The following is a 15,308-nucleotide window of genomic DNA, read 5'->3' on the forward strand; positions in this document are numbered from 1 at the left end:
CGCCGCTCGTAAAGTGTCATCTGCAAATCGCCGCAACACTGCGGCCACTGCAACTGAAACACGACCGGGAGGAGTGACCGACATGCAGAACAAACTTATCGCCACATTGCTGGCTACCACGCTGATGGGCGGGGCCGCGCTGGCTCAGGACACGATAGAGCTGAAATTCACCACAGCGTCGGTGCCATCCGATATTCACACCCGCGCCATGCAGGTATTTGCGGACGCGCTGAACGCCGCCGCGCCGGACCGGTTCGACGTGCAGCTGTACGATTCGGGGTCGCTGTTCGGGCAGGGGGCTGATCTGGATGCATTGCAACGCGGCAATGCCGAAGTCACCTATCTGTCCTTCCAGCTGATTTCCGACAGTATTCCGGCCTATAACCTGCTGACCGCCGGCTATCTGTTCCAGAACCCCGAGCATTACCGCGCTTTCCTGGCATCTGATATCGGGGCCGAATTTACGCAGACAGTTGCCGATGAAATGGATGTGCAGATTCTGGACACCTGCTATCTGGGCACGCGCCAGCTGAACCTGCGCCGCGTCCGTGACGTGCAGACCCCCGCCGACCTGCAAGGGGTGAAGCTGCGGATGCCCGGATCAGATGCATGGCTGTTTCTGGGCGACGCACTGGGCGCATCGCCGACCCCGCTGCCCTTCGGCGAGGTATATCTGGCGCTGCAAACCGGCACCATTGACGCGCAGGACAACCCCCTGCCGACAGTCGAGGCCGCGAAGTTCTATGAGGTCACCCAGCAGATTGTTCTGACCAGCCATCTGGTGGACGGGGTCAATATTGTCGTCAATAACCAGACCTGGGAAAAGCTGAACGACGACGAACAGACAGCGATGCGCGATGCCGCGATTGCCGCCTGTGACTGGAACAACGAACAACGCCTTGCAGAAGAAGCGCGTCTTGTCGCATTCTTCGAAAGCGAAGGGCTTCAGGTCACCGAACCCGATCTGGATGCGTTCCGCAGCCATGTGCAGGCGTTTTATGCGGATTCACCACGTTCGGCCGACTGGCCCGAAGGTTGGGTTGATGCGATCAACGCGCTGGCCGAATAACGGGGATAAGGTGTGAGCGGACACGCAAAATCATCATACCAACGGATTGGTGACCTGCTTTCGCAGGTCGCCAATGCGGTTGGCGGTCTGCTGTTCATCACCGCCTTTGTTGGTTTTATTGTCCAGATCTTCTTTCGCTATGTCATTGGCGATCCGTTGCGCTGGACCGAAGAATTCACCATGATCGCCTTCATCTGGACAGTGTTCTGGGCGGCGGCTTTTGTAGTGCCCATCCGTGAGCATGTCTCCTTCGATGTTGTCTATGATGTTGTTTCACCACAGACACAGCGGATCTTCGCGGTCTTTTCCATGGTGATGGTGATCATCGCCTTCGGGATACTCATTCCCCATACAATCGAATATCTGGATTTCCTGACGCGCAGGAAAAGCCCGGTGATGCGGCTGCCGATGCACTGGATCTATGGCTGCTATCTTTTGTTTATTGCGGGCTTTGCGCTGAAAGCGGCGGCGCGGCTGGTCCATCTGATCGGGCCGGACTGGCGCACGCATATCTGACAGGATACCTGAACTGATGGAGTTTTTCGCAGATTATGCGCTGATCATCATGGTCGTGATTCTGGTGGTCACGACCATTACGGGCGTGCCGCTGGGTATTGCCATGATCGTGTCCAGCATCTTCTATCTGGTTATCGCCGGGCGCGATGTCGGGCTGGCGGCCGAAAATGTGCTGAACGGTGTGTTCGGCAATTTCGTGGCGCTTGCGGTGCCATTGTTCATTTTCGCGGGCAACATCATGAACGCGGGCAAGGTGTCGGACCGCCTGTTATCCTTTGCGCTGGCGCTGGTGGGGCGGGTTCCGGGGGGGCTGGCGCAGGTCAATATTCTGACATCGCTGATATTCTCGGGAATGTCCGGGTCGGCAATTTCGGATGTGGCAGGCGTTGGCAAGGTGATCACCGGCATGATGACACAGGACGGGCGCTATCCGCGCGGGTTTGCCGGTGCCATCACGGCGACATCTTCGGTGGTCGGGCCGATCTTTCCGCCATCGATTCCCATGGTGTTCTATGCGCTGATTTCATCCACATCCGTGGGCGCGTTGTTTCTGGGTGGTGTGCTTCCGGCGCTGATGGTCTGCACCACCCTTGGCGTCGCGGTTTTCATCATGGCAAAACTGCGGGGCTTTCCGGTTGAAGCCACAGTGCCATTGCTGATGCTGCCGCTGGTGTTTCTGCGGGCCTTCCCGGCGCTTCTGATGCCCGTCATCTTGCTGGGCGGTATCTATTCGGGGGTCTTCACCCCGACCGAAGCTGCCGCCGTGTCTGCGTTCTATGCAATTTTGCTGGCGTCTTTTGCCTATCGCGTGCTGGGCCTGCGCGACTTCTGGGAGGTCGTGAAATCGACCATGCGCACCACGGCCGTGGTGACGATCGTGCTGTGCGGGGCGTTCATCTTCAACTACATCATCACGGTTGAACGGGTGCCGCAGGATGTCTTTGCCCTGTTCCAGAGCATGGACCTGACGGTTATCAAGTTCCTGTTGCTGCTGAACCTGCTGTATCTGGTGCTGGGCTGTTTTCTGGATGTGTCCACCATCATGCTGGTGGTAACGCCGCTGTTCCTTCCCGCTGCTGCCGCTTTGGGCATTGATCTGGTGCATCTGGGCATTGTGCTGGTGTTCAACATGATGATCGGGTTGATAACCCCACCTTATGGAATATTGCTGTTCATCATCAAGGCACTGACCGGAATCCCCGTGGCGGAGATGATCCGCGAAATATGGATATTCCTGGCGCTTCTGATATCGCTGCTGCTGGTCCTGACCTTTTCGCCCGATCTGGTGCTGTGGCTGCCGCGCTATGCCGGGATGATGTGAGGGGCGCTGTTTTTGCGGGAAACAAGCGGTCCCATATCAGGTGCAAGTGCAAGGCTGGCCGGATTTGGCCTGAAGCAGTCACCCAAAGGCGCGGAATCAAGGGCGAAGCCCGCCGCGCCATCGGCGGGCCGTCCCGCGGCCTGCCGATGACCTGATGTCAGTCCAGTCCTTTGAACGCAGGAGTATGCCGCCGGCATAAACTGCATTCTTTGAACGTGGGATCGGCAGTCCCCGGCCCACCGATAGCGCGGGCTTGATCCAAGCGCGAACGTCCCCTTCAGGCCAAATGATGCATAAGCCGAATGTGTCAGTCCGGCCTTCGTGGTACCCGGCGCGCGATTGTCACGGTTCGGGAATCGCGGAAACCAGATCTTCGATCACATGGGACACAAGCTGCTGACGGCTGCTTAATTCAGATTTTCGGAAGATCGACGACAATTGCGATTTGACGGTCGATTCAGTGGTTCCGCGCAATTTGGCTATTTCCGCATTGGAAAAGCCCTTGATCACCAGAATGGCGACATGGCGTTCTGTTGGTGTCAGTTTCCATGTCTCGAACTGGCGATCAACATACTCGTAGAACTGCCCCGCTGCGGCCTGTAGCTGGTCGTTTATGCGGTTGGCGCGCCGTGACCCCAGAATCAACAACACAACGCTGCTGACCACCCCGAACAGAAGCCCGAAACTGGACAGGATTTCCAGCAGTTCCTGAACTTCCCACGGCACCCACAGGAATTCGATCAACAGCAGTTCCGACAGGATCTTTATCATAAAGAATCCTGCGCTTGCGATCTGAACAAAAAGCACGACTAAAATGATGACTACCATATGCCAGCGGAATCCAAACATCAGATGTGGTCCTGCTGGCGATGAAAGGTTCTATCATCGAGGATTGGGAACAACCCTGATACCTCCGGAATGGTTTTGCAAAAGGTCTTCTATCGGGACAACGGGAATGACCTCAGGGCCGAGTCCGCTATTCCCATAAGTTTCCACAACAGCATCCCGAAGTATACGCCCTGTTGCGCGGCTTACCACGATTTCGCGCTTATGGGCCCTGTTCTCTGCCCAGATCCGAAGCCTGTTTAACCATGTACTGGATACATCCACGATTCTGTAGCCGCGTTGCTCCAGTGTCTGAAGAATCAATATGTAATGCGTGTTGCCTTCGCGCCCGACGATGCGTTCTACATCAACAACACTTAGACCACGCCCCGACTGACCAGCCACCGCACTGGCAGTGGCTAGAAAAATCAACACGATAATAGCGGAAATACGCTTCACTCAAACCACTCCAGCGCTGCAAGCGGAGAATGCGGCAGCATAGGCCAGACCCCAGCAGGACGCAACAAGTTCACGCTGCCCGGAACCGCATTGCACTATTGCCCACGGCACTTTCGATCGCCAGCGCAACCGACACACAATCACAGGGCAGCCGCACTGACGCATCAGCAATGACCCCCCGCGCAAGCGAGAAATCATGCCTGGCGAACAGAGAGCTGCCAATAACCACCGGCGTATCAGGTGAACGCCTGCGGAATGCAATCAGTTTTTCCACGGCGTCCGTGGTGGAACCGAGCGTGTCAATATCCAGCACCAGCAACGCTTTTTCATAGCTGAAGCTTTCTATCGCGCGCTCCGCACTTTCAAGACTGCCGACCGATGTAATGGACATGGCTGGCGCGGCAATTTTCGTCACCAGTGCAAAAAGCGGGCGCGTCTTTCCTTCGACAACATAGATACGACGATCTTCGATCAGATGTGGCGCAACATAATCGAAGCCAACGGCGATACCGTGACTCCGGTCTCTGGATGCCCGGAACGGGCCTGGTGTGGCCTTGACATAGCCGAAGCGGGCCAGAACGCGGGCCAGAAAACCGGGTTCGGCCGCCGCCCTTTTGGGCGCCCGGGAAATGTGGATGTCATGGTACAGGGTCATGTTCCGCTCCGTGAATAATGTGCACCAGGTTCAAGGCGGGTAAATCCGCTGTTCGTCCTGAAACGTGCGAGAAAGCTTAGCAGGGCACCGAGAAGGTAGAACAAGTTGCCCCCGGCCACATATGCAAGAACAACCATGCCGAAGGACTGATCCAGCACATATGCCGCTGCGGCGCAGACTATTGCGCCCAGAAGCGCAAACAGCAATTGCAGCAACGCGACACTGTTGCGCAGTGCTGGTGTTCCATGACTGGACCGCGTTATTCGTGTTGTTGTTGCAATCATCATCGCGCCTCCCATGGTCTGCCCGACAGGTCATACTCACCAGTCAGAATTCGTGATCCATACTGGCCCCGGCGCCCGCAAAAGGAATACCCCGTTGGTACGACTACCCGCTTTTGATACCATAGAGGGAAGGGCGCGCGCGCTTGCGCACCATGGCAGACAGGCTCGATTTCCTTGAATGGGCGCTGCAGTGATCCGCGCAATCCATATAACGCATATCCGGGAATCGGCGTTGCGATTCCCGGATATGCGGATCAGTCTGTTTTAAAAAACGGGCGCGACAGCTTTTTACGGTTTTACGCAATACACGCAAAAGCTGTCGCGTCTTGTGTGGCCGCATTGCGCGGGCCTGAAACCCCTGTCAGGGTTTCCTGACATTGTGCCCGGATGCGCAGGAATGCACCCTGTTTCAGCGGCTAAGCGAGGCCTGCAGATTGTCCTGCGTGGTGTTGATCATGATGCCCTGCGGCGTTGCCCGCCCACCTGCGGTGGAGTATTCCACACATCCGCCGCTGGCTACGACCCGTGGATCGACAGCAATGCGCACGCGCGTCAGTTCTGTACCGGTGACATAGGCACCGACGACAACACCAAGAAATGTGCCGCGCGAATCCAGCACGGCCAGACCGTTCAGCACATCATAATTGCCTGCGCCGGCGCATCTGCCGCTGGGGCGGTGGCGTTGCGTAATCGGAATTGTATTTATGTCCGGAAACTGTTGCCCCGGTGTCGCGCCCGGCCCCGGACCCGGCCCCGGTGGTGGGGTGGGGGTGCCCGGCACACCCGGCGTGGTGCTGCCGGTAGTTATACTGGCCGACAACGCCGAGTCGGTCCCCAGAACTGTTGCATCCGCATCAAGATTACCGACGCTGGCAGATACATCTGCCAGCCCGTCCGAGCCGCCGATCGTAGCACCGGCATTGATGTTTGAACCGACACTGGCGTCAACACTGGCAAGGCTGTCGCCGCCGACCCCGACACCCGCAGATATCCCGCCCAGACTGACGCCGACATTCAGCCCGCCATTGTCGCCGCCGCCAATCGACAGCAGTTGCGCCTGAACACTGAGTGGAAGCAGCACCGCCCCAAAGAATGCAGCGACTGCTGTTCGCGCCCGCCATGCGGTTCCCCGACTGGCGCGCCTGATCTGAAGCTCGATGACTTGCATGTTATTGATCCTTGATCACTTGATTTCCATATTTCGTGTGGGCCGTGACAGGAACAACCTTGGTGAATTCCTATGTGGGGAAACGGAACTGCTGCGACCAGTTAATTTAGCTTGTACCGGCTGCATTCAGCCAGATCGTACTGACACACACCCGAACACTACCAAGGATGACAATATTCAGTCCATCCCGACAAAGGTAGTATGCCGTTCATACCTGTTCATGGTCAATAGCAATTAGAAGTTGTATAAAATCATGACAATCCGGCGCGGCCATCGCCCCCCCCCATGCCAGACACTGCATGACCGCTGCGACTGTGTCTTGTTCATGCGGGAATGCAGGTTTCACGAATAATACCTGTTTCAGATAAGGGTCGGAACAGCGTTTCCACAACGTGCCGGGGTGGGAATGGGACGCGCCAAAAATATGACTTTATAAGAAATTACCGCCATCACCATGTCCCACCAGACGCGTTTATCAGATGCAGCGATCACGATAACTACAGAAACGGACATTGAGGCATCATCATTCAGGCGTAAATCGCTGCAACAATGCGCTGGACTGGCGCGGCGGTTTTTCATCCTGTCGCAAGAAAATATGCCACCAAGGTAGAAACAGGATGCCCGCATTAAATTGATTCCCGCGATTTGATGTGACGCTGCCACGTGTTTGCGCACTCTTGGGTGGATTCCGGGGTTTTGCGGCGACCGGATTCGCAGAAAATACCGGCAAGGCCTGCGAAAGTGATCGCCCTATGGTAGTATCGTCATACACCTTAAGTGCTATATTCATTTAAATTCAATATCTTGCAGTACATCTGGCTTTGCTGGCAACACTGAACTGTGTAATTCTTGTAATACGGGTTGGTTGCCAGAATGTGCTTGGGAACGTTCGGGGGGACGAAGGTGTGGCTACACCATTCGTACTGCTTTTTTATTCGACTTTCTGGCAATTCGAAAAATTCAGTTTTGATGGATCTGGAGATCGCAAATGCAACATAAATACTCAAAAGGCGAAGGGAAATTCGTCGCGCAGCCGCGCCGTTATTGGCTTGCAGTTGCCGCCCTGCTTGGCGCAACGGCACTTGTCCCGTCGGCGCATGCGCTCAATCTCAGTGTTGGCGGGATCAGTGTCGGAGTTGATACATCCGACGGGCTGGGCGTCAGCGTTGGTGTCGGGAACTCCGTCGGGGTGGATGCCAATGTCGGCGGCAGCGGCGGATTGGCCGAAGTGGACGCCAGTGTCGGGGGCGTGAATGCCAATGTGGGGGTCGTGACCGATGACTCGCTCGCGACCGTCGGGATTGGCACCAGCGGAACCTCCTCTGGCACCAGCGGTACATCCGGCACGAGCGGCACGTCCGGCACCAGCGGCACGTCTGGCACGAGCGGCACGTCTGGCACGAGCGGGACGTCTGGCACCAGTGGCACGTCCGGTACCAGCGGCACGTCCGGTACCAGCGGCACGTCCGGTACCAGCGGCACGTCTGGCACCAGCGGCACATCCGGCACGAGCGGCACATCCGGCACGAGCGGGACGTCTGGCACGAGCGGGACGTCTGGCCTTCCGAACACGAATGTGCTTATCAACGCCCCAAGGTCAGCCGCTGCAAGCCGTTGTCCGGCAGCCGGGAACTACGAAATTCTGAACGGCGTTTCCGTCTTTGACCGCGACAACATTCTGCTCGGCACTATCGTCGGGGCATATGCCAATGGTTCAGACCTGATGCGGGTGCGCGTGGCGATCAGCCCGCAGATCGTGCCTGGCGGCGGCTGCGTTGAATATCCGACATCCGGCGGACGTGCGTCGGCACAGGGCATCGTCGTGAATACGACACGGGACATGCTTGTCTCAGCGATGATGCGCTGATCAGAAAAAGGTGCGGTCCGGCAACCATGCCGGACCCACGTTCACAATGCCACCCAGCGCACACAGACATTTCGGGGATTCCCCCCCGGCCCTGACCGGGTTGATCGGGGTAGCGTGCCTGATCGGCCTTATCTTTATGTGGCCCGTCGGCCTGAAGACCGGAACGCTTCTGGCATTCATTCTTTTCCTGTCGCTTCTGTTTTTCATCATGCTTGCGGCCGATTTCAGCGCGGGCGTCGGTCGCCAGATTGCGTTCCGCCCCTTCCGGCCACGCCCCTTCAGCCGCGATGATATTCAACGCCTTGGGCATAAGTTCATCGGTCTGACGGCGATCACCATTTTCCTTGTGTGTTTTTATAGCATCGCCCCGATATATCAGGATGTCTGGTATCAAAGGTTTCTGCAACCTACCTTCAGTTATCTGCCTGCACTGTTTTGCGCAGTATACATTTATATTGTCGCAGCAGATTATCTGCTTCAGAATCCGCAGGACGGTTTATCCGATCTTGGGCGCGCAATTATTTATGCGGAATTGCCGGATGACAGACACAGGCTGAATAATTTTCTGTCCGGTGTTCTGGTGAAGGCATTTTTTCTGCCGCTGATGTTCGGCTATGGGCTTGATGACTGGATATATTTCCAGACCGTCGTTATCGTCATTGAAAATTTCCGGGATATCTTTGAATTCATATACAGGTTTCTGTTCTTCATCGATGTCGTCTTTGCCATTATCGGATATGCGACAGCGTCCCGGTTGCTGGGCAGCCAGGTCCGGCTGACAGAGCATACATTCAGGGGATGGGTTGTCTGCGTCATCTGCTATGCCCCGTTCTGGCAGATTATCGGCAGGAATTATCTGGATTACGGCAATGACATTGTGTGGGGCACGTTCTTCGCAGAGTCGCCGGTTCTGTATATGGTCTGGGGAACGCTGATTCTGCTGGTCATCGCGACATATGTCAGCGCGACGGTGCTGTTCGGGATCCGGTTTTCCAACCTGACCTATCGCGGCACCATATGGCGCGGGCCATATGCGTTGGTGCGCCACCCGGCATATCTGTGCAAGATGACATCCTATGCGATGATCAGTCTGCCGTTTCTTGGACATTCCCTGCCAGAGATTGCGGCGAATATCGCGGCCTTCTCCTGTGTCGGGGCTATCTATGCCGCGCGCGCATGGCATGAGGAGAAATGCTGCAGCAGGGCGCGGGAATACCGTCTTTACCTACGTTATATGCAACGTTACGGCATTCTGGAACGCGCGTTCCGACATTATGGCCGCAGGGCAAGAAGGCAACGCTCCGGGTTGACCCGAAGCGTTGCAGGTTCACAAGGGCGGTATTAGTTCAGCAAACCACCGGTCAGGCCACCAACGGTGCCCACGAGACCGCCGACCAGATCGCCGTCGCCGCCGGTCAGACCACCGGTCAGGCCACCAACGGTGCCGACGAGACCGCCGACCAGATCACCGTCGCCGCCGGTCAGACCGCCCGTCAGGCCACCAACGGTGCCCACGAGACCACCAACCAGATCACCGTCGCCGCCGGTCAGACCGCCCGTCAGGCCACCAACGGTGCCCACGAGACCACCAACCAGATCACCGTCGCCGCCGGTCAGACCACCCGTCAGGCCACCAACGGTGCCCACGAGGCCACCAACCAGATCACCGTCGCCGCCGGTCAGACCGCCCGTCAGGCCGCCAACGGTGCCCACGACACCACCAAGCAGGTCACCGCCAAGCAGATCACCGTCGCCCAGCAAGCCGCCCAGGTCCAACGTGCCCAGCAGGTCATCCAGCGCGATCAGATCGCTGCCGCCCACATTCACTTCCGCAATCACCTGACCGTCTTCGGTCGGGGTGTCCAGAACATTGGCTTTCAGCAACGGATCAGCATTTTCAGATGAAATCAGTGTCGACCCAAGCAGCCGGGCCTCTGCCAGACCGTCCAGCGCGATGCCTGACCCACCAATAAGCGGTAGCCCCGTTTCATCACCCCCAAGGTTCAGCGTTCCCAGAACATCGTTCAGATCAAGGGCAAAAGCCGGGGGGGCCACGCTCACAGCCGCAACCATGGCGAGCATCATTTTTTTACGCATAGCGCACTCCTAAATTCGGTTTCCATTGCTATCGTGACGGCCCGGCGCTGCGGTCGGGTTTCGGCATCGATGCAATCTGTCCTACGCCCCTTCGGTCAAATGGCACATCGCCCGACCGTCCTATGGCTTTACACCTTTGGTATGATGACCGGCATCGTTGCGCGGACTGATGCCGATCGCCTGCAACCTGGTGCCATTTCAGCGGGGAACCGGTTCGGCAATCCGCGCCGCAGTTTTTCGTGAAGCCGTGATTCACGACAGGAATTCATGGGGTTATCCGGTCAGATGCGCATACCGTCATATCGTATGATCGCACAGCAAGCCGACTCGCCCATGACGCAGCGCCGCCTTGCAACCTGCACTGGTCTGATGGGGGCGACGGTGTCGTCAGGCATGACAATGACGGGCGCGCGGTTTATCCGCGCGCGATCCTGCGCGGGCCCGTCCCGGCGTGAACACCGCAGGGGCGCCTAACCGCGCCGGGCGTTGTCAGAAATCGCGCTATAGTTGTGTCGTGTGCAGGACGGGGCATTGTTACAAAAGGATCACTTGTCTGGAAAAATTATTTCGAATATTCATGAATAATGGATATAAATGATGCCGCCCGAATATTCACGACTCTTGGTCATGCTGACCGGCTGTCGGTGTTCCGTCTGCTGATGCGCTTTGCGCCCCGCGGCCAGCGCCCGACAGAAATTGCGCAGGCACTCGGGCTGAAACAGAACACGCTTTCGCATCATCTGGCCGCCCTCTCGCAGGCCGGTCTGGTGCAGGTCAGCCGCGAAGGGCGCTCGCTCTATTATGCGGTCAATCTGCACCAGACCGAAGCGCTGATCGGCTATCTCGCCCTTGATCTGGCGCGTGCGCGCCCCGATCTGCTGCCGCCTGCCCGCAAGGATTGCGCGCCAATGGATGACCGGCCCTGCAATGTCCTTTTTATCTGCGCAGGCAATTCCGCCCGCTCGATCTTTGCGCAGGCGCTGCTGCGCGATCTGGGGCAAGGGCGCTTTCTGGCGTATTCCGCAGGCACGCGCGCAGGTGGTCTGGTTAACCCGATGACGCTGACTATTCTGCAGCGTCATGGTCATGCGACAACTGGTCTGCATTCCAAACATATTGCGCAGTTTCAGCAACCCGGCGCCCCGCAGATGGATTTCGTGTTTACCGTCTGCGACAGCTCTGCTGCGGATGATTGCCCGCCATGGCAAGGCCAGCCCATAACGGGCCATTGGGGCCTGCCGGACCCGGTCCGGGCCACAGGCCCTGAACCCGAACGCGCGCTGGTCTTCGCACGCATCTATGACGCGCTGCGCCGCCGGATCGAAGCCTTTGTCGCGCTGCCCATGGCCAGGCTTGACCGGCTGACGCTGCAGGCGCGCATTGATGCCATTGATGCAAACGCCCTCATACGGGAGAAAGCCTGACCCATGCCGGAAACCACCAAACCCCGCATTGCCCTGAACGGTCTGGGCCGGATTGGCAAACTCTTGCTGCGCGACCTGATCGACACTGGCGCAGCGGGCGAAATTGTCCTGATCAATGACGCTGTGGGCGACGCCGGACAGCATGCGCTGCTGATGGAATTCGACAGCGTTCATGGTCGCTGGAAAACCCCGGTCGCGCATGAAGACGGCGCGCTTGTCCTGGATGGGCAGCGTATCCGCCTGACCCATGCGCGCCGGATCGAGGATTTGCCGCTGGCCGAAATGGGCGTTGATCTGGTCGTTGACTGCACAGGCGTATTCAAGAGTGCCGAGAAGCTTGCCCCCTATTTCGCGGCAGGCGTGCAGAAAGTTGCCGTTTCTGCCCCGGTAAAGGATGGCGGCGCACTGAACCTTGTCTATGGGGTGAACCATCATCTTTATGATGGCAGCCAGCGCATTGTCACAGCTGCCTCCTGCACCACCAACTGCCTTGCGCCTGTGGTAAAGGTCATTCACGAAAACCTCGGCATCCGCCACGGGTCAATCACGACACTCCATGATGTCACCAACACCCAGACCATCGTGGACCGCCCTGCCAGGGACATGCGGCGCGCGCGCTCCGCGCTGACCAACCTCATTCCCACCACCACCGGCAGCGCCACGGCGATCACGCTGATCTATCCCGAACTCAAGGGGCGCCTGAATGGTCACGCCGTGCGCGTGCCGCTGCTGAATGCCTCGCTGACCGATTGCGTTTTCGAACTGGAACGGCCCACCACATCTGACGACGTGAACGCCCTCTTCCATGCTGCGGCCAATGGGCCGCTCAAGGGTATTCTGGGCTTCGAATCCCGCCCGCTGGTGTCGGGTGATTTCACCAATGACCCGCGATCTGCCATCATTGACGGACCATCAACCATGGTCATCAACGGCACGCAGCTGAAACTCTATGCCTGGTATGACAATGAATGGGGCTATGCCTGCCGGCTGGGCGATATCACCCGCATGATCGCAGCAACCCTCTGATCCTTTCATTCTGGCGAAAATATCCTCGGGGGGTGTGGGGGGCAGACAGCCCCCCACCCTTGCCCGGCAACAAAAGGCACCACCCATGCGCATTGCCAACCCCATACGCGCCTATATGGCCGTGACCGCTGCCTATTGGGCCTTCATGCTGTCGGACGGGGCCCTGCGGATGCTGGTGCTGCTGCATTTCAACGCGCTTGGCTTCTCGCCGGTGCAGCTGGCCTGGCTTTTCCTGCTCTATGAATTCGCGGGTATTGTGACCAATCTGGCTGCGGGCTGGCTGGCGGCACGTTTCGGGCTGGCCGCCACGCTTTATGCCGGGCTGGCGTTGCAGATCGGCGCGCTTCTGGCGCTGGCGCAGCTTGACCCTGCATGGACGATTGCCGCCTCGGTCATTTTCGTGATGGCGGTGCAGGGGGTGTCGGGTGTCGCCAAGGATCTGGCCAAGATGTCCTCGAAATCCGCAGTCAAGCTGCTGGCCCCCGCGCAGGAAGGGGCGTTGTTTCGCTGGGTTGCGGCGTTGACCGGCTCAAAGAATGCGGTCAAGGGGGCGGGCTTCTTTCTGGGCGCGGCCCTTCTGGCGCTGGCCGGGTTTCAGGCGGCGGTCTGGGGGATGGCGGCGGTGCTGGCACTGATCCTGTTGCTTGTCGTGCTGTTCCTGCCAGAGGGGTTGCCGGGGCGGATGAAAGGCGCTGACAGCTGGTCTGGCTGGCGCTCGCATGATGCCCGCGTGAACCGCCTCAGCTTGGCGCGCATGTTTCTGTTCGGTGCGCGCGATGTCTGGTTCGTGGTGGGAATTCCCATATATTTTCAGGCGGTTCTGTCCGATGGCACTGCCGAAGGGCGGCGAGAGGCCTTCTTTCTGGTCGGTGGTTTCATGGCCTTGTGGATCATCCTTTATGGCGGGGTGCAGGCCTTTGCGCCGCGTCTGCTGGGGGGCAAGGGGCAATCGGGGCAGGCGATTACGCAAAAGGCAATCTTCTGGGCGGGGGTGCTGGTGCCGATCCCGTTTCTGCTGGCACTGGCCGCCTGGTGGGCAGGGCCGCCCGCGCCATGGTTAAGCGTGACACTGGTGGCCGGCCTTCTGGTTTTCGGCTTTGTTTTCGCACTGAATTCCTCGGTGCATTCCTATTTGATTCTGGCCTTTGGCAACGCAGAGCGGATCACCCGCGATGTGGGGTTCTATTACATGGCAAATGCGGCGGGGCGGCTGATCGGGACCGCGCTTTCGGGGGTCAGCTATCAACTGGGGGGGCTGCCGCTCTGTCTGGCCACAGCGGGGCTGATGGCGGCCGCAAGCTGGCTGGCCGCAAGGCGGCTGGTGGCTGGCGATCTGTCAGGCGAACAAACCTGAAGCGCCCCGCTGCCAGTGCGACCGGCGCGCGCCCTGATTGCAGGGAATTTCCTTGACTCCGGCTGTCCCGATACGGAACCCTGCGGTGGAAATTCATTGAGAGAGAATACAGGAAACCATGACCAAGCAGCTATTGATCTATGAAAACGCAGTACCGATTTCTGCTGCGGCTCATGCCGATGTGTCGGTTCGTACCGGGTATAACTGGAATTTCGCCGCGCAACTGAATTCAGTGCCTGTGCTTGTCCCCGAAATGGAACCCGCCTGCGCCGAGATGCCGATTGTCTTTACTGGTCAGGCAGACAGCCTGACGCCTGTGGCGCTGATGGGGCTGCAATCTGGTGAAAACCTGTTTGTCACGGCGGATGGTGGCTGGTCGGGGCGGTATATACCAGCATTTCTGCGCCGCTACCCGTTTGTTTTCGCCGAAACGGGCGCGGATGGGAAAACGCTGACCCTGTGCATAGATGAAGCCTATGAAGGGGTGAACCGCGCCGGGCGCGGCGAGCGGCTTTTCGACAGCGAAGGTACGCGCACGCAGTATCTGGGCAATATGCTGAAATTCACCACGGATTATCAGACACAGCACAACCTGACCCGCGCCTTTTGCCAGACATTGACCGAGCTGGCTTTGCTGGAACCCGCCGTTGCGACAGTTACCCGCGCGGATGGGACAACAGCAACCCTGACGGGGTTCCAGCGCGTCAACCGCGACAAGCTGGCGGCCCTGCCTGATGACAGGCTGGCGGAAATGTTCCGCAACGGCATGCTGGGGCTGATCTATTTCCATATTGCCTCGCTCGGGCATCTGGCCGCATTGGGGCAGCGCGACACGCGGACTGCCGCGCCGTCAGATGCGCCCGCGCAGCCTGCCGAAGAATCCGCGCAAGCCTGACCGCGCAGCGCTATGCGGGGTGGCGCGTTATTGTATTTGTGATTTTGCAGGCATCGCACCGCAAGTCCACGTTCGATGATGGCAGATGCACTGGTTTGACGACATCCCGCTGCACGAAAACCATGGGAAAGGAAAATCCATGACCGGGCACGATGAAAGACATGTCACAACAGCCCCGCCGGACAATCGGCCTGGCCATTTGGGGTATTGCCATGCGTGACCTGCAATCACCGGGCCGTTCGCCGGTCAGGACCACCGGGGCAATGGCGGCGACTTCGCACCCGCTGGCCACCCTTGCCGCGCTGGATATTCTGCGCGCAGGCGGCAATGCCATGGATGCCGCAATCT

At 58.4% G+C, this 15,308-nt stretch carries 17 protein-coding genes; 10 read left to right on the forward strand and 7 right to left on the reverse strand.

Features of this window, described 5'->3' with window-relative positions; genetic code table 11:
- Positions 1-82: 82 nt before the first annotated feature.
- From PUT78_RS04060 to PUT78_RS04070, 3 genes are read left to right on the forward strand one after another with little or no spacing between them, the layout of a single operon-like run.
- A complete protein-coding gene (locus PUT78_RS04060; RefSeq protein WP_274350858.1) occupies positions 83-1,069 on the forward strand; it encodes a sialic acid TRAP transporter substrate-binding protein SiaP in 987 nt (328 codons plus the stop codon).
- Between the two features lie 12 nt (positions 1,070-1,081).
- A complete protein-coding gene (locus tag PUT78_RS04065) occupies positions 1,082-1,585 on the forward strand; it encodes a TRAP transporter small permease (protein ID WP_274350859.1) in 504 nt (167 codons plus the stop codon).
- 16 nt (positions 1,586-1,601) lie between these two features.
- On the forward strand, positions 1,602-2,906 hold the full coding sequence (locus PUT78_RS04070) for a TRAP transporter large permease (protein WP_274350860.1): 1,305 nt from the start codon (positions 1,602-1,604) through the stop codon (positions 2,904-2,906).
- A gap of 342 nt (positions 2,907-3,248) precedes the next feature.
- Here the strand turns inward: PUT78_RS04070 and PUT78_RS04075 are convergent, their stop codons facing one another.
- The 6 genes from PUT78_RS04075 to PUT78_RS04100 form a co-directional block, all read right to left on the reverse strand.
- Positions 3,249-3,677: a helix-turn-helix transcriptional regulator gene (locus PUT78_RS04075; RefSeq protein WP_274350862.1), complete on the reverse strand. Its 429-nt coding sequence runs from the start codon at positions 3,675-3,677 to the stop codon at positions 3,249-3,251.
- Positions 3,678-3,788: 111 nt separating this feature from the next.
- Positions 3,789-4,190, reverse strand: a complete 402-nt coding sequence (locus tag PUT78_RS04080; protein ID WP_274350863.1) for a hypothetical protein — start codon at positions 4,188-4,190, stop codon at positions 3,789-3,791.
- A 70-nt stretch (positions 4,191-4,260) separates the two neighbouring features.
- The gene (locus PUT78_RS04085; protein ID WP_274350864.1) at positions 4,261-4,845 is read right to left on the reverse strand and encodes a hypothetical protein; all 585 of its coding nucleotides are present in this window, start codon (positions 4,843-4,845) and stop codon (positions 4,261-4,263) included.
- Complete coding sequence (locus PUT78_RS04090; protein ID WP_274350865.1) at positions 4,842-5,132, reverse strand: hypothetical protein; 291 nt, start codon at positions 5,130-5,132, stop codon at positions 4,842-4,844. Before PUT78_RS04090 ends, PUT78_RS04085 begins: the two co-directional genes overlap by 4 nt.
- A gap of 406 nt (positions 5,133-5,538) precedes the next feature.
- Positions 5,539-6,297 carry a hypothetical protein gene (locus PUT78_RS04095; protein ID WP_274350866.1) on the reverse strand — a complete coding sequence of 253 codons (759 nt, stop codon included), beginning with the start codon at positions 6,295-6,297 and terminating at the stop codon, positions 5,539-5,541.
- Positions 6,298-6,820: 523 nt separating this feature from the next.
- Positions 6,821-7,087, reverse strand: a complete 267-nt coding sequence (locus PUT78_RS04100; RefSeq protein WP_274350867.1) for a hypothetical protein — start codon at positions 7,085-7,087, stop codon at positions 6,821-6,823.
- Positions 7,088-7,285: 198 nt separating this feature from the next.
- Between PUT78_RS04100 and PUT78_RS04105 the strand changes: the two genes are divergently transcribed.
- Positions 7,286-8,164, forward strand: a complete 879-nt coding sequence (locus PUT78_RS04105; protein ID WP_274350868.1) for a hypothetical protein — start codon at positions 7,286-7,288, stop codon at positions 8,162-8,164.
- Between the two features lie 46 nt (positions 8,165-8,210).
- On the forward strand, positions 8,211-9,509 hold the full coding sequence (locus PUT78_RS04110; protein ID WP_274350870.1) for a hypothetical protein: 1,299 nt from the start codon (positions 8,211-8,213) through the stop codon (positions 9,507-9,509).
- On the opposite strand, the gene PUT78_RS04115 is transcribed toward PUT78_RS04110, so the two are convergent.
- Positions 9,506-10,261, reverse strand: coding sequence for a hypothetical protein (locus tag PUT78_RS04115; protein ID WP_274350871.1), 756 nt, complete (start codon positions 10,259-10,261; stop codon positions 9,506-9,508). The two genes, PUT78_RS04110 and PUT78_RS04115, sit on opposite strands and share 4 nt — an antisense overlap.
- A 584-nt stretch (positions 10,262-10,845) precedes the next feature.
- Here PUT78_RS04115 and PUT78_RS04120 point away from each other — a divergent pair.
- The 5 genes from PUT78_RS04120 to PUT78_RS04140 form a co-directional block, all read left to right on the forward strand.
- Positions 10,846-11,685: a metalloregulator ArsR/SmtB family transcription factor gene (locus PUT78_RS04120; protein ID WP_274350873.1), complete on the forward strand. Its 840-nt coding sequence runs from the start codon at positions 10,846-10,848 to the stop codon at positions 11,683-11,685.
- 3 nt (positions 11,686-11,688) lie between these two features.
- The gene (locus tag PUT78_RS04125) at positions 11,689-12,711 is read left to right on the forward strand and encodes an ArsJ-associated glyceraldehyde-3-phosphate dehydrogenase (RefSeq protein ID WP_274350874.1); all 1,023 of its coding nucleotides are present in this window, start codon (positions 11,689-11,691) and stop codon (positions 12,709-12,711) included.
- Between the two features lie 85 nt (positions 12,712-12,796).
- The gene (arsJ, locus tag PUT78_RS04130; protein WP_274350875.1) at positions 12,797-14,065 is read left to right on the forward strand and encodes an organoarsenical effux MFS transporter ArsJ; all 1,269 of its coding nucleotides are present in this window, start codon (positions 12,797-12,799) and stop codon (positions 14,063-14,065) included.
- 118 nt (positions 14,066-14,183) lie between these two features.
- The gene (locus tag PUT78_RS04135; RefSeq protein ID WP_274350876.1) at positions 14,184-14,960 is read left to right on the forward strand and encodes a SapC family protein; all 777 of its coding nucleotides are present in this window, start codon (positions 14,184-14,186) and stop codon (positions 14,958-14,960) included.
- Between the two features lie 161 nt (positions 14,961-15,121).
- A partial coding sequence (locus PUT78_RS04140) for a hypothetical protein (protein ID WP_274350899.1) occupies positions 15,122-15,308 on the forward strand: 187 nt, incomplete at its 3' end.

Origin of the sequence: Roseinatronobacter alkalisoli (assembly GCF_028745735.1) — a bacterium.
Lineage (GTDB): Bacteria > Pseudomonadota > Alphaproteobacteria > Rhodobacterales > Rhodobacteraceae > Roseinatronobacter > Roseinatronobacter alkalisoli.